The 23,007-nt window shown below is 64.7% G+C and carries 25 protein-coding genes, 1 tRNA gene and 1 pseudogene; 12 read left to right on the top strand and 15 right to left on the bottom strand.

The window, feature by feature from the left end; genetic code table 11:
- The first annotated feature begins 103 nt into the window (after positions 1–103).
- Together P9272_RS10420 and P9272_RS10415 are read left to right on the top strand one after the other, a co-directional pair.
- Entirely contained in the window at positions 104–2,023 is a 1,920-nt protein-coding gene (locus P9272_RS10420) for a potassium transporter Kup (RefSeq protein WP_128258189.1), read from the top strand.
- A 128-nt stretch (positions 2,024–2,151) separates the two neighbouring features.
- Positions 2,152–2,295, top strand: coding sequence for a hypothetical protein (locus tag P9272_RS10415; protein WP_278160483.1), 144 nt, complete (start codon positions 2,152–2,154; stop codon positions 2,293–2,295).
- 36 nt (positions 2,296–2,331) lie between these two features.
- On the opposite strand, the gene P9272_RS10410 is transcribed toward P9272_RS10415, so the two are convergent.
- Positions 2,332–3,225: an SDR family oxidoreductase gene (locus P9272_RS10410; protein WP_278160482.1), complete on the bottom strand. Its 894-nt coding sequence runs from the start codon at positions 3,223–3,225 to the stop codon at positions 2,332–2,334.
- Positions 3,226–3,493: 268 nt separating this feature from the next.
- Between P9272_RS10410 and P9272_RS10405 the strand changes: the two genes are divergently transcribed.
- Both P9272_RS10405 and P9272_RS10400 read left to right on the top strand, forming a co-directional pair.
- Positions 3,494–3,904, top strand: coding sequence for a helix-turn-helix domain-containing protein (locus P9272_RS10405; RefSeq protein ID WP_128258187.1), 411 nt, complete (start codon positions 3,494–3,496; stop codon positions 3,902–3,904).
- 73 nt (positions 3,905–3,977) lie between these two features.
- Entirely contained in the window at positions 3,978–5,207 is a 1,230-nt protein-coding gene (locus P9272_RS10400) for an NAD(P)/FAD-dependent oxidoreductase (protein WP_278160481.1), read from the top strand.
- Here P9272_RS10400 and P9272_RS10395 read toward each other — a convergent pair.
- Both P9272_RS10395 and P9272_RS10390 read right to left on the bottom strand, forming a co-directional pair.
- Positions 5,161–5,881, bottom strand: a pseudogene (locus P9272_RS10395) (glutathione S-transferase family protein). The gene P9272_RS10400 and the pseudogene P9272_RS10395 overlap by 47 nt on opposite strands.
- Before the next feature lies 1 nt (position 5,882).
- Complete coding sequence (locus tag P9272_RS10390) at positions 5,883–6,188, bottom strand: Rieske (2Fe-2S) protein (protein WP_278160480.1); 306 nt, start codon at positions 6,186–6,188, stop codon at positions 5,883–5,885.
- A 95-nt stretch (positions 6,189–6,283) separates the two neighbouring features.
- Between P9272_RS10390 and P9272_RS10385 the strand changes: the two genes are divergently transcribed.
- The 4 genes from P9272_RS10385 to P9272_RS10370 all read left to right on the top strand — a co-directional run bounded on the left by P9272_RS10385 (position 6,284) and on the right by P9272_RS10370 (position 9,073).
- Positions 6,284–6,739, top strand: coding sequence for a MarR family winged helix-turn-helix transcriptional regulator (locus tag P9272_RS10385; protein WP_128258183.1), 456 nt, complete (start codon positions 6,284–6,286; stop codon positions 6,737–6,739).
- 127 nt (positions 6,740–6,866) lie between these two features.
- Positions 6,867–7,520 (top strand): TetR/AcrR family transcriptional regulator, encoded by a 654-nt coding sequence (locus P9272_RS10380; protein ID WP_128258182.1) that lies wholly within the window; start codon positions 6,867–6,869, stop codon positions 7,518–7,520.
- A gap of 25 nt (positions 7,521–7,545) precedes the next feature.
- Entirely contained in the window at positions 7,546–8,565 is a 1,020-nt protein-coding gene (gene ilvC, locus P9272_RS10375; RefSeq protein ID WP_128258181.1) for a ketol-acid reductoisomerase, read from the top strand.
- Between the two features lie 235 nt (positions 8,566–8,800).
- A complete protein-coding gene (locus P9272_RS10370) occupies positions 8,801–9,073 on the top strand; it encodes a hypothetical protein (RefSeq protein ID WP_278160479.1) in 273 nt (90 codons plus the stop codon).
- Between the two features lie 16 nt (positions 9,074–9,089).
- On the opposite strand, the gene P9272_RS10365 is transcribed toward P9272_RS10370, so the two are convergent.
- Together P9272_RS10365 and P9272_RS10360 are read right to left on the bottom strand one after the other, a co-directional pair.
- Positions 9,090–9,374, bottom strand: coding sequence for a PilZ domain-containing protein (locus P9272_RS10365; RefSeq protein ID WP_278160478.1), 285 nt, complete (start codon positions 9,372–9,374; stop codon positions 9,090–9,092).
- A gap of 166 nt (positions 9,375–9,540) precedes the next feature.
- Positions 9,541–10,119, bottom strand: coding sequence for a BA14K family protein (locus P9272_RS10360; RefSeq protein WP_278160477.1), 579 nt, complete (start codon positions 10,117–10,119; stop codon positions 9,541–9,543).
- Between the two features lie 166 nt (positions 10,120–10,285).
- Here P9272_RS10360 and P9272_RS10355 point away from each other — a divergent pair, with 166 nt between their 5' ends.
- On the top strand, positions 10,286–11,398 hold the full coding sequence (locus tag P9272_RS10355) for an endonuclease/exonuclease/phosphatase family protein (RefSeq protein WP_278160476.1): 1,113 nt from the start codon (positions 10,286–10,288) through the stop codon (positions 11,396–11,398).
- A 5-nt stretch (positions 11,399–11,403) separates the two neighbouring features.
- A complete protein-coding gene (locus P9272_RS10350) occupies positions 11,404–12,117 on the top strand; it encodes a hypothetical protein (RefSeq protein ID WP_128258268.1) in 714 nt (237 codons plus the stop codon).
- An 18-nt stretch (positions 12,118–12,135) separates the two neighbouring features.
- Here the strand turns inward: P9272_RS10350 and P9272_RS10345 are convergent, their stop codons facing one another.
- Genes P9272_RS10345 through P9272_RS10335 form a run of 3 tightly spaced genes read right to left on the bottom strand, consistent with a single transcriptional unit; the run spans position 12,136 to position 15,348 of the window.
- A complete protein-coding gene (locus P9272_RS10345) occupies positions 12,136–13,353 on the bottom strand; it encodes an ABC transporter permease (protein WP_278160475.1) in 1,218 nt (405 codons plus the stop codon).
- Complete coding sequence (locus P9272_RS10340) at positions 13,350–14,057, bottom strand: ABC transporter ATP-binding protein (RefSeq protein WP_278160474.1); 708 nt, start codon at positions 14,055–14,057, stop codon at positions 13,350–13,352. The genes P9272_RS10345 and P9272_RS10340 overlap by 4 nt, the downstream gene beginning before the upstream one ends.
- Positions 14,058–14,061: 4 nt before the next feature.
- Complete coding sequence (locus P9272_RS10335) at positions 14,062–15,348, bottom strand: efflux RND transporter periplasmic adaptor subunit (RefSeq protein ID WP_128258174.1); 1,287 nt, start codon at positions 15,346–15,348, stop codon at positions 14,062–14,064.
- 132 nt (positions 15,349–15,480) lie between these two features.
- On the opposite strand from P9272_RS10335, the gene P9272_RS10330 reads away from it, so the two are divergent.
- Together P9272_RS10330 and P9272_RS10325 are read left to right on the top strand one after the other, a co-directional pair.
- A complete protein-coding gene (locus tag P9272_RS10330) occupies positions 15,481–16,383 on the top strand; it encodes a PhzF family phenazine biosynthesis protein (RefSeq protein WP_278160473.1) in 903 nt (300 codons plus the stop codon).
- 105 nt (positions 16,384–16,488) lie between these two features.
- Positions 16,489–16,564, top strand: a tRNA-Lys gene (locus P9272_RS10325).
- A 124-nt stretch (positions 16,565–16,688) separates the two neighbouring features.
- On the opposite strand, the gene cobT is transcribed toward P9272_RS10325, so the two are convergent.
- Genes cobT through cbiE form a run of 7 tightly spaced genes read right to left on the bottom strand, consistent with a single transcriptional unit; the run spans position 16,689 to position 23,007 of the window.
- Complete coding sequence (gene cobT / locus P9272_RS10320; protein WP_278160472.1) at positions 16,689–17,714, bottom strand: nicotinate-nucleotide--dimethylbenzimidazole phosphoribosyltransferase; 1,026 nt, start codon at positions 17,712–17,714, stop codon at positions 16,689–16,691.
- A gap of 24 nt (positions 17,715–17,738) precedes the next feature.
- On the bottom strand, positions 17,739–18,506 hold the full coding sequence (cobS, locus tag P9272_RS10315) for an adenosylcobinamide-GDP ribazoletransferase (RefSeq protein ID WP_278160471.1): 768 nt from the start codon (positions 18,504–18,506) through the stop codon (positions 17,739–17,741).
- Positions 18,503–19,819, bottom strand: a complete 1,317-nt coding sequence (locus tag P9272_RS10310; protein WP_278160470.1) for a cobyrinate a,c-diamide synthase — start codon at positions 19,817–19,819, stop codon at positions 18,503–18,505. Before P9272_RS10310 ends, cobS begins: the two co-directional genes overlap by 4 nt.
- Positions 19,816–20,613: a uroporphyrinogen-III C-methyltransferase gene (gene cobA / locus P9272_RS10305; protein ID WP_278160469.1), complete on the bottom strand. Its 798-nt coding sequence runs from the start codon at positions 20,611–20,613 to the stop codon at positions 19,816–19,818. Before cobA ends, P9272_RS10310 begins: the two co-directional genes overlap by 4 nt.
- A 14-nt stretch (positions 20,614–20,627) precedes the next feature.
- Positions 20,628–21,392, bottom strand: a complete 765-nt coding sequence (gene cobM, locus P9272_RS10300) for a precorrin-4 C(11)-methyltransferase (protein ID WP_278160468.1) — start codon at positions 21,390–21,392, stop codon at positions 20,628–20,630.
- The gene (locus P9272_RS10295; protein ID WP_278160467.1) at positions 21,389–21,769 is read right to left on the bottom strand and encodes a cobalamin biosynthesis protein; all 381 of its coding nucleotides are present in this window, start codon (positions 21,767–21,769) and stop codon (positions 21,389–21,391) included. The genes cobM and P9272_RS10295 overlap by 4 nt, the downstream gene beginning before the upstream one ends.
- Positions 21,766–23,007, bottom strand: coding sequence for a precorrin-6y C5,15-methyltransferase (decarboxylating) subunit CbiE (cbiE, locus tag P9272_RS10290; RefSeq protein ID WP_278160466.1), 1,242 nt, complete (start codon positions 23,005–23,007; stop codon positions 21,766–21,768). Before cbiE ends, P9272_RS10295 begins: the two co-directional genes overlap by 4 nt.

Raw genomic sequence — 23,007 nt, 5'->3', positions numbered from 1 at the left:
CCTCAAAGCCTTGCGCAGGCGGCATGGGAGCCCTAACGCTGGGGCACTTGATATTGCACTGCAGCAAGCGTAGAGCACCGCGCGTTTTATCGGAGTGTCGTCCATGGCCCTTGCCAATGGTGGTGCAGACGCAGAACCAGCCGACCAGTCGAGCCATGCTGAAATCGAGCAGCACAGCACCAAGGTGCTGATGCTGGGCGCGCTGGGCGTTGTCTATGGCGATATCGGCACCAGCCCGATCTACGCGTTTCGCGAAGCGTTACATGCTTCCTCAGGCGGCGACGTCGCCAATCGCGCCGACATTCTGGGCGTGCTCTCGCTGATCATCTGGTCGCTGACCATAACAGTCACCGTCAAATACATCATGTTCGTGCTGCGCGCCGACAACCGCGGCGAGGGCGGCGTGCTGTCCTTGATGGCGCTGGCGCGCGGAACTTTCCCGACGCGTTCGGCGATCGTGCTTGGCATCGGCATTGTGGGCGCATCCCTGTTCTTCGGCGACGCGGTCATCACGCCCGCCATCTCCGTGCTGTCGGCGGTCGAAGGCATGAATGTCGTCACACCGGCCTTCCAGCCCTATGTCGTGCCGCTGACGCTTTTGATCCTTGCGGTGCTGTTCGCAGTCCAGCGCTTCGGCACCGGCGGTGTCGGCCTGGTGTTCGGCCCGGTGACGGCCATCTGGTTTCTCGCCATCGGCCTTTCCGGGCTGAAGCACATCATCGCCGATCCGGAAATCCTGTGGGCGATAAGCCCGCATTACATCGTGGCCTTCTTCATCAATTCCCCCGACGTCTCCTTCGTAACCGTCGGCGCCGTCTTCCTGGCGGTTACCGGCGCCGAGGCGCTCTATGCCGACCTCGGCCATTTCGGCCGCAAGCCGATCGTGCTGGCATGGCTTGCCATCGTGTTCCCCTGTCTGCTTTTGAACTATGCCGGACAGGGCGCGTATGTGCTTGCCAAGGGCGGCACCGTCGGCCATCCGTTTTTCGAGATGAACGAAGGCTGGGCGCTTGTTCCGATGGTCGTGCTGGCAACGGCGGCGACGGTCATTGCCAGCCAGGCTGTCATCTCCGGCGCCTATTCGCTGACCCGGCAGGCCGTGCAGCTCAACATGCTGCCGCGGCTCGAGATTCTCCATACGTCCGAAAAGCAGTCGGGCCAGGTTTATATGCCCCGCGTCAACATGCTGATCGCGCTGGTGGTGATGATGCTGGTGGTCGGCTTCGGCGAGTCCAGCAAGCTCGCCTCGGCTTACGGCATCTCGGTAACCGGCAACATGCTGGTGACGACGACGCTGCTGTTCATCGTCATGACCCGCATCTGGAGATGGAACATCTGGCCGGCCGCCGCGCTGACGGCGGTGTTTGCCTTCATCGACATCGGCTTCTTCGCCTCCAACATCGTCAAGGTGTTCGAGGGCGGCTGGGCGTCGCTCGCGGTCGCCTTCGCCATCATCCTCGGCATGTGGACCTGGGTGCGCGGCAGCCGCTACCTGTTTGACAAGACGCGCCGCAACGAGATCCCGCTCGATTTCCTGGCGGCGAACCTCCTGAAGAAGAAGCCACAGCTCGTCTCGGGCACGGCCGTGTTCCTGACCAGCGACCCGCTGAGCGCGCCGACGGCACTGATGCACAGCCTGAAACACTACAAGGTGCTGCACGAGAAGAACGTCATCCTGTCGGTGGTGACGGCGCCGCAGCCGGTGGTGCCCGACAGCGAGCGCGTCAAGCTGGAGACGGTCAACGAACTGTTCATGCGCGTGACGCTGACCTTCGGCTATATGGAGCAGCCCAACATTCCGCGCGCCCTGGCCATCTGCCGCAAGCAGGGCTGGAAGTTCGACATCATGACGACGTCTTTCTTCCTGTCGCGGCGCTCGCTGAAGGCTTCACCCAATTCCGGGATGCCGATCTGGCAGGACCGCCTGTTCATCGGCCTGGCGAAGACGGCGGCGGACGCGACCGAATATTTTCAAATCCCGACCGGACGCGTGGTGGAGATTGGCACGCAGGTCGCGATTTGACAGACTGCGCGCACAAGCCGGAGCAGGAGTCGAATTGAGGCAACGCAGGATCGCGCATTACGACCAGAGTGCTGCCGGATTAGCTGGTCCGGATCGTCGGGCTGTTCGACGGGCAGGCGGCCCAGATCGTGACGGGACCGGGCAAGGCCAGGAACGCGACGAGCGCCAAGGTCATGCGGTTGCTTGGCTGGACGCAGCGATCGCGCGAGGACGCGATTGTTACGACCGCTGAGAGCCTTGTCCAGCTTGGATTGCTCAAGAAGTCGAAGTGATGCGCGCCTGAGAAGCCTTCTCAGGCGCGCCGGTTTTCAGCCGAGCAGGGCAGATTTGTTCGCTTCGAGGAACTGCTTCAGCGTCCGCGGCTTGCGGCCTGAGAGCTTTTCGACGGCATCGGTCACCTCGCCTATGCGGCCTGCGCGGGTGTTCACATCGAAAGAGACGATGATGCGGGCGAAATCCTCGGGAACGCCTGCCGCCTTGACGCCCTCGGTCAACGCCTGGTCGGGCAGTTGGATGACCTCCAGCGGCTTGCCGGTCACCTCGCTTACCAGCGCCGCGATCTCATTCGTGGTGTAGGCCTGCGGGCCAGTCAGCGTGTAGATGTGGCTTTCCTTGGAGCCGGACGCGAGGCCGGCGGCGATAGCGGCCGCCATATCGTCGCGCGCGCCATGGGCGACGCGCCCGTCGGCGGCCGACGTGTACCACTTGCCCGACGAAATGGCGTGTGGCAGCGACATAAACAGGTTCTCCTGATACCAGCCGTTGCGGAAGATGGTGTAGGGGATGCCGCTCGCCTTGATCGCCTGCTCGGTGCCGTAATGGTCGCCGGCAAAGAGCACGGGCGAGCCCGGCTCGGGATTGGGCATCGAGGTGTAGAGCAGATGCGAAACGTCTTCGGTCTTGGCTGCAGCCACGGCCGTCTCATGCTGCTTCAGGCGCCGGCCAGTCTTCAGATCGAGGTCGCCGGTCGAGATGATCAGCACCCGGTCGGCGCCTTCGAACGCCTTCTCCAGCGAGGTGCTGTCGTTGAAGTCGGCGGCCCTGACGATGACGCCGCGCGCCGCCAGATCGTCAAGGTTCTCGGGGTTGCGGGTGGCGGCGATGATGCTCGAGGGCGCAATTTTCTGCGCATCCAGCAAGTGATTGATGACGGCTCGGCCGAGCTGGCCGGATGCGCCGGTGACGAGTAGGGTTTCGGTCATGGGAGAGTCCCTGAAATTGTGTCGCAGACGGATGAAGTGTTAGTCTCAAAAAGAGACCAGCACTAAAATAGGAATTGACCGCAAGCCGTAAAGAAGGCAGTTTTTCGGGAGGTAGGCACGGCAAGGGAACCACTCCGGCCGGCCTGAAGCGTGTCGCGATCTTTCAGATCCGCTCCGTGCGCTTTGGGTTTTGATTTTACGCATGTCATTATCCGACCGGTTCCCACTGTCGGGAGACATGCTTCAGTTTCGACCAGCGGATGTCGCGATGGACAGCAAGATCTTCAATCTGAAAGCCAAGCTCGAGGTCTATAAGGCGATGACCAACGGCGCCAATTTCGCCGATTGTCCGGTCCGCGACGTGATCCAGGGCATCAGCGGCAAATGGAGCTCGCTGCTGGTCATGGCGCTGGCCGAAAAGCCCTATCGCTTCGGCGAACTGCGCCGGCTGGTTCCCGACATTTCGCAGCGCATGCTGACGCAAACGCTCTACGACCTGCAGCGCGACGGCTATGTGCATCGCGAAGTGTTCCCAACCAAGCCGCCGAGCGTCGAATACAGCCTGACCGATCTCGGGCGCTCGATGTTTGCGCCCCTGCAGATGCTGGTCCAATGGGCCGAGCTCAACCATGACGCCGTGCGCGAGGCACGTGCCGTTTTCGACTCGGCTCAAGCCTGACAGGCGTCAAGGCGCAAGCTTGATTTGACTGTTGTGTTGGGGGATTGTCGCGCCGGCTTGGCTTGGGCGGACAATGAGCAGATCCTACGACATCGCGATCGCCGGCGCCGGGCCGGCCGGATTGGCCGCGGCGCTCTATCTCAAGCGGGCGGGGCACAAGGTCACCATCTTCGAGCGCTTCGATAAGCCGAAGCCTGTCGGTTCCGGCCTCATCCTGCAGCCGACCGGGCTGACGGTGCTCGCCGACCTTGACCTGCTCGACGACATTCTTTCGCTCGGCAGCCGCATCGAGCGGCTGCACGGCACCGATGCCCACACCGGGCGCACGGTGCTCGAGGTCCGCTACGACGCGCGGCCCGGCCGCCGCTTCGGCCTCGCGGTCCACCGGGCGGCGCTGTTCGGTGTGCTCTATCGCGCTGCCATGGGCGAAGCGATCGCGATCGAGACCAATGTCGAGGTCGAGACACTGGAGACGGCTGGGCGGGCGACGCTGGTCTGCGCCAAGGGCAGGCGGCTCGGGCCGTTCGACCTCATCGTCGATGCCAGCGGCGCGCGCTCGAAACTGCGGCACCATCTCGGCGATCCCTCCACGCTGAGGCCGCTCGCCTATGGCGCATTCTGGGCGTCGCTCGGCTGGCGGGACGGTTTTGACAGAAGCGCGCTGCTGCAGCGCTATGACAAGGCAAGCATCATGGTCGGCGTGCTGCCGATCGGCCGGCCGGAGCCCGGCGCGCAAGACATGGCGGCTTTCTTCTGGAGCCTGAAGCCGGCCGATGCCGAACGGGTAAAGGCGGAGGGGCTCGACGCCTGGAAGGCGAAGGTGATTTCAGTGTGGCCTGAATGCGAGGCGTTCACCGGCCAAATCGACAGCTTCGAGCAACTGTCGCTCGCCCATTACGGCCATCACACGATGGGGCTGCCGGCAGGCCGGCGGCTTGCGGTTATCGGCGACGCCGCGCATTCGACCAGCCCGCAGCTTGGGCAAGGCGCGAACATGGCGCTGCTCGATGCGGCCGCGCTCAGCCACGCGCTGGCGCGGGCGAACACGATCGATGATGCGCTCGAGACCTATGCCAGCGCACGCCGTTGGCATGTGCGCGTGTTCCAGGCGCTGTCACGGTCGCTGACGCCGTTCTACCAGTCGGACTCCGCGGCTTTGCCCTTTCTCCGCGACCGCCTCGTGGCGGCGCTGGCGCGTGTCCCGCCGGGGCCGCAATTCCTCGCCGCGATGGTTGCCGGAACGGTGATCGACCCGTTCAGGCGGATCGGACTTGCGGAGTTTCAGTGGCCTGCCGCGGGATGATTCCGGACAGATAGGATCCCTTTGCCTGCAGGAAGGCATGCAGCCGCCGCGGATAGTCAGCGCCGACCGCCTCCTTGACCGATTGCCGTCTGCTCAAGGCCCTGCGCCAGGCCTGGACGAGCGGCTTGCCGTCGAGAATGCCGAAATCACCAATGCGGTCGAAGGTGTCGAAATAGCGGAAGACCGGCCCGTAAACAGCATCGACCAGCGAGAAGCGCTCGCCGGCGAACCACGGAGTGCTTTGCCTTGCGGACAGTTCCGCCTCTAGACGCGCGAACATCTCGGACAACCCTTTTGCTTTCATGAAGGAAAGCGGCTTCGTCGGCAGCGGAGTAAAAACGGCCGATGGCGTTGAGGATGGCCGAGCCAAATTCGATCCAGGCGCGATGCCTGGCACGCGCCAGCGAAGCGGCAGGGTGCAAGGGATTGGCCTCGGTTTCCTCGAGGAATTCGAGGATGACGGCGGATTCGAAAATCACCTCCTCCGAGCGGCCGTGCCGAACGCGGAGCAATGGGACCTTGCCGAGCGGCGAGACAGCTTTGAACCAGTCTGGCTTGTTGGAAAGATCGACATAGACCCGCTCGAACGCCACGCCTTTCTCGGCGAGCGCAATCGCGGCGCGCTGGACATAGGGGCACAGATGATGGCTGACGAGACTCAGTCTTGCGGTCATCTCACTCTCCCCAGACATAGTTGAGCGCGCCATCCTCGACGCGGGTCGACAGGAACATCAGGCGCGAGCCTCTCGGCGCCGGCCCTTCGAGGCGCTCGCCGCTTTCCATGTCGAACTTCGCTCCATGCCAGGAGCAGACAAGCGCGCCGTCCTTGCAGTCCAGCGGTCCGCCGAAATGCAGGCAGACATTGGACGCCGCGCGGATGTGCTCGCCGCTGCGCCAGACATGGACCTCGCGACCGAAGAAGGGTGCGATCAGGCTGCCGGTCTGGGGAATGTCGGCGATCTTGCAGATTTCATGTTTCATGGGAGAACTCCTGTTGATGCAATTGCATTTATATGGATGCAATTGCATTTATCGTCAAGCTTGATGCAATTGCATCTATCCGCTAGGCTGCGTCGATGACGAAGAAATCCCCATCGCCCGAAGCCGTCGCCGCCTGGGCTCGCCTCGTGCGCGTCTCGCGCCAGCTGGTCGAGAGGACCGAGGACGCGCTGAAGGCAAACGGCCTGCCGCCGCTCGCCTGGTATGACGTGCTGCATGAACTCGCCGAAGCGGGCGAGGGTGGACTCAGGCCATTCGAGCTGATCGATCGCGTGCTGTTGGCGCAGTACGGCGTCTCACGGCTGCTGGCCCGGCTGGAGGCGGATGGCCTGGTCGAAAAGCTGCCCGTCTCCGACGACGGCCGCGGGCAGACCGTTCGCATCACGGCAAGCGGCCGGGAGATGCGCCGCCGCATCTGGGCGATCTATGGCGCTTCCATTGCCGAGCGAATGGACGGCGGGCTTTCAGCCCAGGAACTGAAGGCATTGGCCAGCCTGCTCGGACGGCTGCGCGATCCGCCGGCCAGCGATTAGCTGGCGAGCCTTCGCTGTTTCGCCGGTTATTTTTCGCGGCAGCCCTTGCATCGGAAACCGGAATGCGCAATAAGCCGAACCGTAACGTACGGTACGCCTTTCGGCGATCGTGGGAACGGGAAAGACCGTGCTACAGCTAGACGTCGAGATCGATACAAGCGAAACGCTGACGGAGCGCCAGCAGGCCGTTCTGGACGCGGCGCTTCGCCTGCTGGTCGAGGAGGGCGACAACCTCACCATGACTGCGGTGGCGCGGCGGGCCAGTTGTTCCAAGGAAACCCTCTACAAATGGTTCGGCGACCGCGACGGACTGCTCAATGCTACGGTGCAGTGGCAGGCCTCCAAGGTGCGTGTGACACCGGTCGATCGCAAGGGTCTTGACCTCGCGTCGCTGACGGCAAGCCTCGAACGCTTCGCCTCTGACTGGCTCAAGGTGATCTCCAGCGATACGTCGATCGCACTCAACCGCGTGGCGGTCGGCCATGCCGGCTCCGGCAAGGATGACCTCGGCGCCATCGTGCTGCAGAATGGCCGCTTCGCGCTTGCCAAGCGACTGAAGCCGGTGCTTGAAGCAGGGCGCCAAGCCGGGCTGCTCGAATTCGAGGACGCCGAGACGGCGTTCCGGACCTTTTTCGGCCTGGTCGGCCGTGACGTGCAGATCCGTCTCCTGCTCGGCGACCGGGTGGAATTGACTGAGGCGACGATCGGCGGCGATGCCCGCCGCGCGACGCAACAGTTTCTTGCTCTCTTCGGAGCAAAAACCGGGCCACTGGCCCTCTGATCTTCAAAAGGGAAGGAAACAGCAAATGCGTGTCTATTACGATCGTGACGCCGATCTCAATCTCATCAAGGGCAAGAAGGTCGCCATCATCGGCTATGGCAGCCAGGGCCGGGCGCATGCGCTCAATCTCAAGGATTCCGGCGTCAAGGAGATCGCCATCGGTCTCAAGGCCGGCTCGGCGACTGCCAAGAAGGTCGAGGCCGACGGCCTCAAGGTGATGAGTGTGGCGGACGCCGCCAAATGGGCCGACCTGATGATGATGGCGACGCCCGATGAATTGCAGGCCGACATCTACAAGAACGAAATCGCGCCGAACATCCGCGACGGCGCCGCGATCGCCTTCGCGCACGGCCTCAACGTGCATTTCGGCCTGATCGAACCGAAGGCTTCGGTCGACGTCGTCATGATTGCGCCGAAGGGCCCCGGCCACACGGTGCGCGGCGAATACCAGAAGGGGGGCGGCGTGCCGTGCCTGGTCGCGGTCAACCAGGACGCTTCGGGCAATGCGCTCGACCTCGCGCTCTCCTACGCCTGCGGCGTCGGCGGCGGCCGCTCCGGCATCATCGAGACCAACTTCCGCGAGGAATGCGAGACCGACCTGTTCGGCGAGCAGGTGGTGCTGTGCGGCGGTCTGGTCGAGCTGATCCGCGCCGGCTTCGAGACGCTGGTGGAAGCCGGCTACGCGCCGGAAATGGCTTATTTCGAGTGCCTGCATGAAGTGAAGCTGATCGTCGACCTGATCTATGAGGGCGGCATCGCCAACATGAACTACTCGATCTCGAACACCGCCGAATGGGGCGAGTATGTCTCGGGTCCGCGCATCATCACCGCCGACACCAAAGCCGAGATGAAGCGCGTCCTGAAGGACATCCAGACCGGCAAGTTCACCTCGGAGTGGATGCAGGAATATCGGGCCGGCCTGGCTCGCTTCAAGGGCATCCGCCGCATGAATGACGGCCACCAGATCGAAGAGGTTGGAGCAAAACTCCGCGCGATGATGCCGTGGATCGCCAAGAACAAGTTGGTCGACAAGGCCAAGAACTAAGACGATCCGCCTTCTTCCGCCTTGCGCGTCCTCAGGCTTTGCCCTGCGGTCGCGCGGGTTATCGCCAAGAACAAGCTGGTCGACAAGGCCAAGAATTAATTCGAAATCTCATATTGCTTGGAGAAGCCGGCGGAGCGATCCGCCGGCTTTTTTCGTCCGGCTGTTTCATTCCGGTATGACTACGCTGGCACACGATTCGACTTCGCATGGTCCAGAACGTGGTGGGAGACTGGCGATGGAAACGACGGATAGTGGTGCTGCATTTGCCGGCGAACGTCGGATCGAGCGGCGCAGGCGTGTGCTCAGGGGCGCAACCTTGCGGTTCAACGGGGGCTTCGGAGTGGTGGAAGGACTGATGCGCGATGAGTCCGAACACGGCGCGCAAATGAGTTTCGGCGATACGACAGGCGTGCCGCAGGGCTTCGAAGTGGTTGTCAATGGCGCTGCGCGTGCCGCGCTTGTGCGCTGGCGCTCGACAACGCTGATTGGCGTTCAATTCGTCGCCTGAGAAGGGTCGATCCGCTTCAGCCGTAGTGCCAGTGCGGCTTGGGCTCGGTGCCGGTGAATTCGACGCCGATGCGATCCTCGCGGCGCCAACGCACCGCGGCCCTGTAGCCGATACCATCGACCGGCACATAGAGAAGGAATTCGTCCGGCACGCGGGCGTCGATGGGCACTCTCAACTCCGCGCCGTTCGAATGCATGTTGCGCACCGTGCACCTCACCTCGGAATTATTGATGCCGGTCAAGATCGCCGCGCCCTTCAGGACGCGTTGGCGGCGTTGGATTCTGAGTTCGTTCTCGGCCATTGCAGGGTTCGTTCTGGCGAATTTGTCGCCGCGAATCGGCATGTGGAGCACCGGTATGGATGAATAGGCGCCGCTGATAAATTTAGCGTTATCACGGTCGCGGCACAGGGTTGCGGCAAAATAAAACGGCGCCGCGAAGGGCGCCGTTTCTGTGCCAGCAGGCCGCTCAGATATAGGGCGAAATGCACTGGCGGCGCGGGCCGTAGTTGGGCTGGAACGTGTTGTCCCAGGCCCGATAGGACCGGTAGCGGTCGTAGCACCATTGGACATGGGCCCTGGAAAGCCGCTCGGTCCGGTAAATGCGCCGCGGCTGGTAGTAGCGCGGATAGGGGTCGTAGTAGTAGGGATCGTAGTAATTGTTGTAGGCCAAGCTGCCCAGGCCCAGGCCGAGACCCAACCCAAGCAGCGCCGCGTCGCCGCTACGGAAGTGCCGGTGATGGTGACGCCGCCAGCGCCAGTCGCCATCGCCATTCCAATTGCCGCCGTCCCAGTTGCGGGAGAAGTGCCGATCGCCGCGCCACTTGAAGTCGCCGCCGCGATAACGCCAACGCCAATCTTGGAAGTTGCCGTTGTTGTTACCACCGGCCCAACTGTCGCGGACGGGAATGATCGTCGGGGCCACGGTATTCGTCGCGACGCCAAGATCGGGTTGCAGGATCGGGCCGGCGACCGACGGCGCGGTCACGCCGGCAACAAGCCCCAGGGCCAAAAGCCCGGATATCAAGGAAGAAAAGAGCGGTTTCATTTCACTCTCCAAGGAGTAAAGGCCCCACGCCCAGAGCACCCCGGGAATGGGCTTATTGTTGGAACTTTTCGTCTGAACGGAAGATGAACGGAAAGGTTCCATCAACCATGACGAGCATGCGCCCGGCTCTTGTTTTCGGCGTCGCTTGCGCGCAAAGGTCACGACCATGTCGCTGCGCCTTGCCACTTTCAACGTCGAGAACCTGATGAGCAGGTTCGATTTCTCGGGCTATCGCAACCAGCTCAATGAAGACCGCACGCTGGCGCTGTTCGACATCCAGAGCGAGGCCGAGTACCGGATCCTCGAACAGGCTCGCGCGATCGCCCAGTCCGACGACACCCGCCAGTTGACGGCGCTCGCCATCGCGGCCACCCGCGCAGACATCATCTGCATGCAGGAGGTCGACAATATCGAGGCGCTGAAGGCGTTCGAATATGGCTATCTGTTCAAGATGATCGGGCAGGGCTACCGTCAGAAATACACCACGGCCGGCAACGACTCCCGCGGCATCGATGTCGCGGTGATGATGCGCAACGAGACCATGCAGGGCCAGCCGATCGAGTTCGTGCGCATGACGAGCCACGTCTATGTCACGTTCGAGCAGTTCGGCCTCTTCAAGCCGGAGCTTGCTGCGCTCGGGCATGTTTCCAGCGATCGCATCTTTCGCCGGGACTGCCTGGAGGTCGACCTCACTGTCGGAGGCATGCCGCTGACACTCTACCTCGTGCATTTCAAGTCGATGGGCTCGCCGCGCAACGGGCTGGACGGCCGGGAGGCGACAATGCCGCTGCGCATGGCCGAGGCGCAGGCCGTGCGCCGCATTATCGAGGAACGTTTCGGCAAGGACCATGCCGCGGACAAGCGCTGGGCGATCTGCGGCGACATGAACGATTACCGGCAGCGTGTGAGGATCGAGGGCGACAGCTTCGACGGCTATCGGTTCGAGGTCGTCGATGAAGCCCAGTCCTCGATCAACGTGCTGACAGCCGGCGGCTTCTGCGAGAATGTCGTCGAGCGGCGGCCGGAGATGGACCGCTGGAGCTTCTATCACACACGCGGCCCGGAGGAGCGGCATCTCTGTCAGCTCGATTACATCCTCCTGTCGAAAGCCCTGGCGGCGAAGAACGCGACCGCCGTGCCCGACATCATCCGCCACGGCCAGCCCTGGCGCACAATCTTCCCGCCCGGACAGGAGGTCGAGCGTTTCCCGCGTGCCGGCTGGGACCGGCCGAAAGCATCGGACCATTGCCCCGTGGCGATCACATTGGACATGGCGTGACCCCGTTGAGTTTCGATCTGCCCCGCAACGTCATCCTGCCGGTCAATGCGGTCGATGTCCGCCTCGATCCCGGGCCGCATCCGTTCGCGCTGAGCAATGCGGCAGCCGTCGCCGAGAACTGGCTGCAGGAAACAGCAGCCAATCCCGCATTGTTCGACGGCACTGTGGTCCTGCTTTCCGAACTTGCCTACCGGGACGGGCGCCTCGTCGGCCGTTGCCATGCGGTCAACTATTCGACATTCATGCTATGGCGCAAGCGACGCGAGAACTCCGGCGCCGAGCACGCCTATGCGCATGCCGTGCTGGTCGCCGGCGATAATGCGCTGGTGGCGATCCGCATGGGAGCTCACACGGTCAATGCCGGCCGCGTCTATTTCGCCGCCGGTTCGTTCGAGCCGGTCGACTTCCACGACGGGTTGGTCGATGTCGATTTCAACATGATCCGCGAGGTGGGGGAGGAGACAGGGCTCGACCTCTCGCAGGCTGAACGCGGACAGCGCTATCACGCCTTGTCGACGGCGAGCGGCACGGTGATCTTCCGCCGCTACCGGGTGGCCGAAACGGCCGACGAGCTGGCGCGGCGCATCAGCGCCTTCGTCGCCGCCGAGGCCGAGCCGGAGATCGAAGGGCCGGTCATCATCCGGCATGCCGCTGATCTGCCCGACGGGCTGATGGGGCATATGAAGCCGCTGATCGAGTGGCATTTTTCCAACGAATGAGGTCGTCCGTCGGGCGTTTCACTCGTGCCGCAGCGCGTCGATCGGATCGAGGCGGGCGCCCCGCAATGCCGGGAAGAAACCGAACACCATGCCGATCAGCGCGGAGAAGCCCACGGCGAGCAGGATGACGGCGGGGCTTGGGGCGAACGGTATTGTCAGCGCCATCGAGGCCATGCCGGCAAGCGACAGCCCGATCAGGATGCCGATGATGCCGCCGAGCAGCGACAGCACCGTCGCCTCGACCAGAAATTGGATGAGGATGTGTTTTTCGTGAGCGCCGATCGCCAGCCTGATGCCGATCTCGCGCGTGCGCTCGGTGACGGAGACCAGCATGATGTTCATGATGCCGATGCCGCCGACCAGGAGGCTGACGCCGGCGACAGCGCCCAGCATGCCGGTCATGGTGGTTGTGGCGCTGGTCATGGCGTCGGCGATCTGGGTCATGTCGCGGATGGCGAAATCGGGGTCGCGGTCTGGCGTGATGCGGCGCGTGTCGCGCAAAATGTCCTCGACGCGCGGCTGCAGCTCGCTGGTCGGCGTGCGGTCGTCGGCGGCGATGTAGATGTTGTCGATGTCACGGTTGCCGGCGACGCGACGCTGATAGGCGTGCAGCGGCATCAACACGACATTGTCCTGGTCCTGGCCGAAGCCGGTATAACCCTTGGGCTCGAGCAGGCCGATGATCTTGCAGGAGGTGCGGTTGACGCGGATGATCTCGCCATCCGGATCGCCGGCGCCGAAGAATTGCTGGCGCACCGTTTCGCCGACCAGGCAGACGCCGGTGCCGGCGCGCGTTTCAGAATCGCTGAACGGCCGTCCCGACACCAATTTCCAGTCGCGGGCGTCGAGATAGGCGCTGTCGGTGCCGGTGACGCCCGAGGTGAGGCTTTCGGTGCCGAAGATGACGCGCACCTGTTTTTGCGAAGCAGGCGAAATCGCGCGTGCGCCGCTCAGATGCGCGACGAGCGCGGTCACATCCTTTTCGGCCAACGGCCGCACCGTCTGGTCGAGGCCACCCGGTCCGCCAGGCCCTGCCGGGCGGCCGGCACGAACGACGAGCAGGTTGCTGCCGAGCTTGGAAATGTCGGCCTTGACCTTCTCCGTGGTGCCGGAGCCGATGGTGAGCATGGCGATAACTGCGGCGACGCCGATGACGATGCCAAGCAGCGTCAGGAACGATCGCAGCACATTGCGGCGGATCGAGCGCAGCGAAAGGCGGACGGTCTCCCAGATCACGCCGCTTCCTCCCTTTTCAGGGTATCGGAGGCGACATGGCCGTCGAGGAATCGGATGGTGCGGCCGGCATAGTCCGCGACATCGGCCTCGTGCGTGACCATGACGATGGAGAGGCCGAGGTCGGCGTTCAGCCTGGCCAGCAACTCCATGATCTCGTGCGTGCGCGCGGAGTCGAGATTGCCGGTCGGCTCGTCGGCGACAAGCAGCGTCGGCCTGGTGACGATCGCGCGGGCGATCGCGACGCGCTGCTGCTGGCCGCCCGACAGTTCGGCCGGGGTGTGGTGCTCGCGCCCGACAAGCCCCACCTCGGCCAGCGCCTGCATGGCGAGATCGCGGCGCTCGCGCGCGGCGACGCCGCGATAGATCAGCGGCAGCTCGACATTTTCCGCCGCGGTGGTGCGCGGCAGGAGATTGTACCCCTGGAAGATGAAGCCGAGATAGAGGTTGCGCAAAAGCGCGCGGCGGTTGCGGTCGAGCCTGCCCGCATCGACGCCCATGAAGCGGTAGGTTCCCTCGGTGGGCGTGTCGAGGCAGCCGATTATGTTCATCGCCGTCGACTTGCCCGAGCCGGAGGGACCCATGATCGCAACGAATTCGCCGCGCCGGATGGCGAGATCGACGCCGGCCAGCGCATGCACGCGGGCCTCGCCCTCGCCATAGGTTTTCCAGACTTTGTCGAACGTTATGAGCAGGGGAGCCGACATTTCGTCAACTCCGCTGCTGCGCGCCGGTGATGACTTGAGCGCCATCGTCGAGGCCGGACGTGATCTCGGTCAGCTCGCCGTCGGTCGAGCCGATCTTGACGTTGACTGGATGCGGCCGGCCGTTCTCCAGCACATACAGCGTGCGCGAGCCATCGGTCGGCGCCTTGGTCGGCTCGCGCTGCCGATTGGGGCGGCCCATGCGGCCGGTGAAGAGGTCGCTCAGGCTCCAGCCGCGGGCCGCCTGTTGCGCCGGCCTATAGCGGAAGGCTGTCGAGGGAACGGTGAGCACGCCCTTGGCCTGCCTTGTGACGACCGACACCGTTGCCGTCATGCCGGGCCTGAGCAGAAGCTCGCCATTGTCGACTTCGAGCCGCGCATTGTAGGTGACGACGCCATCGGTGGTGACCGAGGCATAGGAGATGTCGCGGATCTCGGCGTCGAAGGGACGATCCGGGAAAGCGTCGACGGTGAAGCGGGCGTGCTGGCCGGGCTTGACCTGGCCGATATCGGCCTCGTCAACCGCGGCCCGCAATTCCATATTGCGGAGATCGGCGGCAATCACGAAGAGCACGGGCGCCTGCAGCGATGACGCGACCGTCTGACCGGGATCGACCGAACGGGTGAGCACGATGCCGTCAATGGGGGCATAGATGGTGCTTTTCGCCAGATCTGTCTGCTGCGCCTTGAGATCGGCTTGGGCGATGGCGAGATTGGCTTCGGCGCTGTCGAGCGCCGCCTTCGAGCGATCGCGCGTCGCAATGGCCGCTTCGAGGGACTGGTCCGTGGCCATGCCGCGCTTGGTGAGCGCGCTTGCGCGCGCCACCGCGTTCTCGTTCTCCTGCAAGGTCACCTTGGCGTCTTCGACGCTTGCTGCCGCCGCCTTGGCGGAGGCGGTGGCGCGCTCGATCTGGACTTCCAGCTTGGCGGTATCGAGCGTCGCCAGCACGTCGCCCTTCTTGACCTGCTGGTTTTCAACCGCGGAGACCGAGCGGATGATGCCGGAAAGCTCGCTGGAGATATCGACTTGGGTCAGCGGCTGCAGCGTGCCGGTGGCCGATACCTCGACCGTGAGGTCGGCGGGCGCGGCGGCCACGGTGGTATATTCGATCCTGGGGGGCGCCGCGGCGTACCACCGATAAAGGGCAATGCCGCCTGCGACGACCGCTATAGCCAGCAGAGCGTAAAGCCAGAAGCGGCGACGCTTGCGGCTTACGCCCTTGCGGTCGAGCCCGAGTGCGGCCTCTATGGAAGTATCGGATTCCGCCTTTGGCGGATTGACAACCTGGTCCACCCCGGACCCCTATGCTGGAAATGGATGTCCCTATCCGTGCACAGATCAGGCCTCGAGGTTCGAATTTCAAATTAAATTTCCCTCATGTTGGGATTGGGGCAGAAATTCGGGGCGGGGCGAAAGGTTTTCTCCATGGCGCGCAATTACTTGCTTTATGATGTGTTTACCACCGAAAGGCTGGCCGGAAATCCGCTTGCAGTGGTGCTCGACAGCGATGGGCTCGACACTGCCGGCATGCAGGCGATCGCGCGCGAATTCAATCTGTCCGAGACAGTGTTTGTGCTGCCTCCGGAAAATCCCAAGCATCGTAACCGGATTCGCATCTTCACGCCTGACTATGAAATGCCTTTCGCGGGCCATCCGACGGTCGGCTCGGCGATCGCGCTGGCTGAACTCGCCGGCGAGGCCGCCGGCATTTTTGTGCTGGAGGAGAATATCGGAGCGGTTCGTTGCGCGGTGAGCAAGCATGACGGCTCGAGCTTCGCCGAGTTCGACCTGGCGAAACTGCCGGAACCGTTGGAGCTCAAGGCCGATCCCGAAGCGATCGGCGCCGCGCTCGGCCTTGGCCCGCACGAGATCGGCTTCGAGAATCACCGCGTCGCCTTCTGGTCGGCAGGCGTGCCTTATGTGACGATTCCGGTTGCCGGGTTGGAGGAGGCCGCCAAGATCAGGCTCGACAATCAGGCATGGTCGGAATTGGCGCCGCGCAAAAGCGAATGGGCCTTCGCCAGCCCTTATATCTATTGCCGTGAGACGGTGCATCACGACAGCGCGTTTCATGTGCGCATGATCGTGCCCGGCACCCCGTCCTACGAAGACCCGGCGACCGGTTCGGCTGCCGCTGCCTTTGCCGGAGCCGTCATGCATTTCGACGCCCCGACGGACGGTATTTCACAGTTCTGGATCGAGCAGGGCCTGGAAATGGGCCGGCCATCGCGCATCCGGCTCGAGTTCAATGTCGATGGCGGAAAACTGGCCTCCGCACGCATCGGAGGCCATGCCGTCAAGGTCGCGGAAGGTAAGTTGTTTGTCTGACGCCTGCGGCAATTCGGCGATTTGTCGGGAAATGATCCGGCAGGGCTAGACATCCCCGAAAGCGGCGGCTATATGCGCCGCCGACGCTGGTTTTCCCGGCGGTGTGGGTGTGTAGCTCAGTTGGTAGAGCAGCTGACTCTTAATCAGCGGGTCCACAGTTCGATCCTGTGCACACCCACCAAATCTCTTTGATTAGAGGGAAGTCCCGCTGGCCAAGTCGATCGGCTGCTCTGGGCTGTTGGTAATTGCTTTTTAGCTTCGCTGACGGGCCGCCCCGGAAGGGCAACCCGCCATTTGTTTGCAGTCTACTTCTCAGAAACACCCGCCTCGGCAAAACTCGCCATCTTCGCATGACATTCCAGCGCCGAGCGAACGATGTTGACGGCGAGGCAGGCGCCTGAGCCTTCGCCGAGCCGCATGCCGAGATCGAGCAGCGGCGGCAGGCCGAGCGCTTCGAGCAGGCGGCGGTGACCGGCTTCCGCCGAGACATGCGCCGCGATGGTGTGGGCCAGCCCGGTCGGGTGCAGCCTTGCGAGCGGAGCGGCGGCGGCGGTGCACACAAAACCGTCGAGCAGCACCGGCACGTTGTTCTTGCGCGCGGCGAGCGTGGCGCCAAAGATGGCCGCCAACTCGCGTCCGCCGAGCGCCGCGGCAATCTTCAGCGGGTCCGACAGAGAATCGGCGTGGCGCTTGAGGCCCGCCTCGATGGCGACCACCTTGCGCTTCAGGCCGGCGTCGTCGACGCCGGTTCCGCGTCCGGTCCATTTTTCCGCGCCTCCGCCGAACAGAGCTGTCGAGATCGCGGCCGCCGGCGTGGTGTTGCCGATTCCCATCTCGCCGAAGCAGACTAAGTCGAGCTCCTTGGTCACGGCATCGTAGCCGGCCGAGACGGCAGCGAGGAACGCCTGTTCGTCCATCGCTGGAACCTGCGTGAAATCGCCGGTCGGATGGTCGAGATCGAGCGGGATGACGTCCAGCTTCGCGCCGGCAATGCGGGCCAGCTGATTGATGGCAGCACCCCCGCCGGCGAAATTCGCCACCATCTGTACCGTGACTTCCGATGGATAGGCCGAGACGCCCTGCGCGGTAACGCCGTGATTGCCGGCAAACACGAAGACCTTCACATGGTCGAGCTTGGGCACATCGCGGCCCTGCCAGCGGCCGAGCCAGGCGGCGATCGTTTCCAGCCTGCCAAGGCTGCCCGGTGGCTTCGTCAGCGTGTCCTGTCTCCTTGCCACGGCAGCGGCGGCGGTGTCGCTGCCGGCCGGAAGATCGAGGCAGGCGGCGCGAAGGTCTTCGAGCGATTTGAAGGACGCTGATTGAGTGGACATGGGGGCAAGGTCTCCGAAAGAGAATCAGGATAGGCAAACGGAAGCGACGAGCAGTACCGCGACCTCGCCGAGCTGCTGCAGAGCGCCGATCGTGTCGCCCGTCTGGCCGCCGATCTGGTTGAGGCAGAGCGCGCGGAAGCCTGCGAAGACCAGACCGAGCAGGATCAGCGCCGCTATTGCGCCGCCGAGGCCGAGCGCCAGCAGCGCCACGGCGCCGAGCGCGGCGCCGATGGCGGCGGTCTGGCTTGCGACAAAGCCCGCACTCGCCGACAGGCCGTCGCTGCGGGCCGGCGGCAGAAGGTGCATGAAGGCGCCGAACAGGCCTCGCGAGCCCGCATGCGCAGCGAGCAGCGCCAGGAAGATGTGGCCGGGACCGGCGAGTTCGGACAGCGCGCTCCAGCGGATGAGCAGCGACAGCCCAAGCGCGGCGGCGCCATAGGCGCCGATGCGGCTGTCGCGCATGATCTCCAACTTCCTGTCGCGTGTCCTGCCGCCCCAAAAGCCGTCGGCGATATCGGAAAGCCCATCCTCATGCAGGCAGCCGGTGACGAGCATCGTGGCGGCGAGTGTCAACGCCGCGGCCGGGCCGCTGGCAAGACCCAAGCTGTAGGCGATGGCGTAGACAAGCGCGCCGATGATCGCCACCGCGAGGCCAGCGAAAGGCGCCGCCCAGATCGCGTCCGCCAGGCTGCGGCCGCCGAAATCGCTAGATGGCAGCCTCAGCCTAGTGAAGAAGACGAGGCTGAGACCGATGTCGTCAAGCAATTGCCTTGGTGCGGAAGGGCCGCTCATGCGCTCCTCGCAATGGCATGGAAGAAGGTGCCGCTGACAAGGCAACGCCGGTAGCCCGAGGCGCCGAGCGGATTGCCCTGGCCGTCGGCAAGGTCGGCCAGCGGCTCGTCATTGCCGGTGGCGGTCATCTGCGCATAGTGGAACTCGTGCCCCCGTATCAGCGTGCCCTCCCGCCCTAACGGACAGGTGGCGCGCAACCGCGCCTCGCGATAGCCGAGGTTCATCTTACGCTTGGCGAAGCTGGTCGAATGGCCAAGCAGGCCGAGCATCCTGTGGCTCTTGCCGTCCGCGTCTTCCAGCACTTCGCCCAGCACCATGAAGCCGCCGCACTCGCCGTGAACCGGCTTCGTCGCCGCAAAGCGCGCCATTCCCGCCTGGAATTTTGTCGCGGCAGCAAGCTTGCCGGCATGCAGCTCGGGATAACCGCCAGGGAGCCAGCAGACATCGCAGTCTTCGCCAGGCGCTTCGTCGGCAAGCGGCGAGAAAGGCACGATCTCGGCGCCGGCCTTGCGCCAATGCGTCGCGACATGCGGATAGAGAAAGGTGAAGGCGGCGTCTTCCGCCAGCGCGACGCGCTGCCCGGGCGGCTGCAAGGCATCGCCGAAGTCGCCGGCCGCCGGTTCCAGCGGGGTGGCCAGCGCCAGGATGGTGTCGATGTCGAGCGACTTTTCGACCATGTCGGCCAGCCGGTCGAGATGCGCCATCAGGTTCTGGTATTCGCCGGCTTGGATGAGGCCGAGATGCCGCTCCGGCAGGTTGAGCGTGGGATCGCGCAGGATGGCGCCGACCACGGGCAGGCCGATCGCCTCGATGGCGTCGCTGGACAGCCTCCGATGGCGTTCGCTGCCGAGCCGGTTGAGCACGACGCCGGCCATGCGCACATCCGGATCGTAGGTGGCAAAGCCCTTGGCAACGGCGGCGGCCGTGGTCGACTGTCCGGAAACGTCGAGCACCAGCAGCACCGGCAGGCCATAGAGCCGGGCAAGATCGGCGGCCGAGCCCGAGCGGCCTTGCGGCGCGGGAATGCCGTCGAACAGGCCCATCGCGCTTTCGAGGATGACATATTCGACTTCATCCGCGGCTTGGGTCGCCAGCGCGTTTAGCAGGGAAGGCGACATCGCCCAGCTGTCGAGATTGACGCCGGACAGTCCGGTGGCGGCGGTGTGGAAGCCCGGGTCGATATAGTCCGGTCCGGACTTCGCGCCGCGCACCCTGACGCCGCGCCGGGCCAGCGCGCGTAACAGACCGATGGTGACGCTGGTCTTGCCCGAGCCGGAGCGCGGCGCCCCAATGATGATCGCGCGGGCGGTCACGAATCACCCGCCAGTGCCGCGCGCAGGGCGACGATACCGCCGACGGCGATCAGCGCCGGCGAGGCAAGCCCGGCGGCCGCAGCCTCTTCCGCGATGGTTGTGAGCGTGGCGACGACGATGCGTTCCTGCGGCGTGGTTGCCGCGACGATCACCGCGGCGGGGGTGGACGGCGCGAGGCCGCCCTCGAGCAGCTTTGCCGCGATCACCGGCAAATTGGCCATGCCCATATAAACGACAATGGGCTGTCCGGTGCGGGCGATGGCAGCCCAGTCGATGTCGTCATCGGTGCCGGCGGCATGGCCGGTCGCCAGGATCACGGCCTTGTTGATGCCGCGCATGGTGGCGGGAATGCCGGCTGCGGCGAGTGCGCTGAGTCCGGAGGTGAGGCCGGAGAGCACCCGGAACGGAATCTCTTTGCCCGCGAGCGCCAAGGCCTCTTCGCCGCCGCGGCCGAAAATATAGGGGTCGCCGCCCTTGAGGCGCACGACACGGCGGCCTGCGCGCGCCAGCCGCACCAGCAGGGCGTTGATATCGTCCTGCTTCATCGAGGGCTGGCCGCCGCGTTTTCCGGCGTAGAAGAGCTCGGCGCCCTGGGCGACCGCCACGACATCGGGCGAGACCAGCGCATCATAGACCAGCGCATCGCATTGTCCGAGCGCGGCCAGCACTTCCAGCGTCAGGCAGCCGGGATCGCCGGGGCCGGCGCCGGCCAGCCAGACGTGGCCTGGCTCCAGCTCGCGCGGCTTGAAGTTCAGGCGCGCAAGCGCCTGCTCAACCGTAGCCCGTCCGTTCATGTTGGCGCTGCCGTTCACAATCCGTCCCGTCCGCGAAAACGCCGCTGGTAGTGAGCGTCGTACAATGAGCTTTCGCCGAAATCCTGCGCAGCCAAGGCGCTGCCGACGAAGATGATCGCCGTGCGTTCCATCGGGTTCTCCGCCAACTGCGTCTCGATGGTGCCGAGCGTGCCGGTCAGGATGCGTTCGTCGGGCCAGGAGGCGCGGAAGACGACCGCGACCGGGCACTCGGCGCCGTAGAGCGGCGTCAAATCGGCAACGACGCGGTCGATGGCGTGGATGGCAAGATGAATGGCGAGCGTGGCGCCGGTACGGCCGAAGCCGGCCAACGTCTCGCCCGGCGGCATTTTCGAGGCGCGGCCGGAAACGCGGGTCAGCACCAGGCTTTGCGCGAGCTCGGGGATGGTCAGCTCGCGGCGCAGTGCCGCCGCCGCCGCCGCGAAGGAGGGCACGCCTGGCGTCAATGTGTAGGGGATGCTGTGTCTTTCCAGCCGCCTTATTTGCTCGGCCACCGCGCTCCAGACCGAAAGGTCGCCGGAATGCAGACGCGCAACATCCTGGCCGGCCTTGTGCGCGGCGACATACTCGGCCTCGATCTCGTCGAGCGACATCGGCGCGGTGTCGATCAGCTTGGTGCCGGGCGCGCAATGTTCGAGCAGTTCCGGCGCGACGATCGAGCCCGCATGGAGGCAGACCGGGCAACTGGCGAGCAGCCGCGCCCCGCGTAGCGTGATGAGATCGGCCGCACCGGGACCGGCGCCGATGAAATGAACCGTCATGGCGCATCTCCGCTGATAGCGATGGCGCAGGTGACCGGGCCAAGCACCGTGCGAGGCCCGAGCAGTCTCGCACCGGCGCCGGCGACCGCGAGGGCGGACGCCTCCGAAACAGACGGCGTGCCGGCGCGGCTCTGTGAGAGATCGCAACGGCTGCGGGGCGAAGCCAGCTGCAGGACGCGGTCATCCGCAATGACCACCGGCAGGTTGAGCGCGCGGCCGGCGGCGGAAATCGCCGCCTCATCCTTCTTGAGCGGGGCGGTCGCAAGCGCCGAAAGCGCCGTCATCGCGAGCCCATGAGCTTCAAGCGCCGTCTCAATCGCCGCCAGCACGTCTTCGATGCTCACGCCTTTGCGGCTGCCGATTCCCGCGACCATCATGGTTTTATCCAGTTCCACTGCGTGACCGGCATGGCCGGCCGCCAGGACTGCATCGAGCCGACAGGCGCCGCGCGCGACAGCGCGATGCGGGTGAGGTCGCCGCCGCGCCTGTTGTACTGGTCGAGCAGCAGCGCCTCCATCTCCAGCGTGACCGCGTTAGCGACGAGCCGGCCGCCGGGACGCAGCGCCTTGATCGCTTTCTCCAGCACGCCGGCATCGCTGCCGCCGCCGCCGATGAAGATGGCGTCGGGTGTCTGCAGTTTCGCCAGCGCTTTCGGCGCAGAGCCCTCGATCACGACCAGGCCGGGCACGCCGCAATGCGCGGCATTGCGGGCGATGCGGGCGACGCGTTCGCCGTCCGCCTCGATTGCGATGGCGCGCAGCGACGGATGGGCCATCATCCATTCGATGCCGATCGAGCCGGAGCCGGCGCCGATGTCCCACAACAACTCGCCGCGCCGCGGCGCCAGCGCCGACAGCGTGATGGCTCGGATCTCGCGCTTGGTGATCTGGCCGTCATGCTCGAACAGGTGGTCGGCAAGACCAACGGTCAAGGGCAGGACGCGCGCATCCGGCGTCGTTTCAATTTCCAGCGCCAGCACGTTGAGCGGGTTGATGTTTTTGAGGTCGAAAGCATCTGCGCGGGCCGCTCGATGCGCTTCATCCGCACTGCCGAGTGCTTCGAGGACCGTTAACCGCGACGGTCCGAAGCCAAGTTCGTCGAGCAGCGCGGCGATAGCGGCTGGCGCGTCGGCGTCCGATGTCAGGGCAAGGATGCGCGCGCCGGGTTGGAGCAGGGGGCGGATCAGGTCGATCGAATGGCCGTGCAGCGAGATCGTCTCGACGTCTTGCAAGGCCCAGCCGAGGCGCGATGCCGCCAGCGAGAGAGACGAGGGCGCCGGGAGAACGAGCATCTCACCCGGCTTCACCTTGCGCGCAAGCGTGACGCCCACGCCGTGAAAGAATGGGTCGCCGGACGCGAGCACGCAGACATCTTTGCCCGCGAGCGCCAGCACGTCGCGCATTTCGGCATCGAAGGGCATCGGCCAAGGTGTCGCTTTCCCGTTGACCAGGGATGCGACGAGACCAAGATGCCGCTTGCCGCCGAAGACGAATTCCGCCTGGGCGATGCGCTGCTTGGCCTCGTCGCCGAGACCCGCTACACCGTCCTCGCCGATGCCGACGATGGTGAGCCATTTTGAGGCGAGCTTGGCAGCGCGCGGACCCTTAGCAGGCAT

The organism is Mesorhizobium sp. WSM4976, assembly GCF_029625685.1.
GTDB lineage: Bacteria > Pseudomonadota > Alphaproteobacteria > Rhizobiales > Rhizobiaceae > Mesorhizobium.
This window is presented reverse-complemented; position numbering and strand designations above follow the sequence as displayed.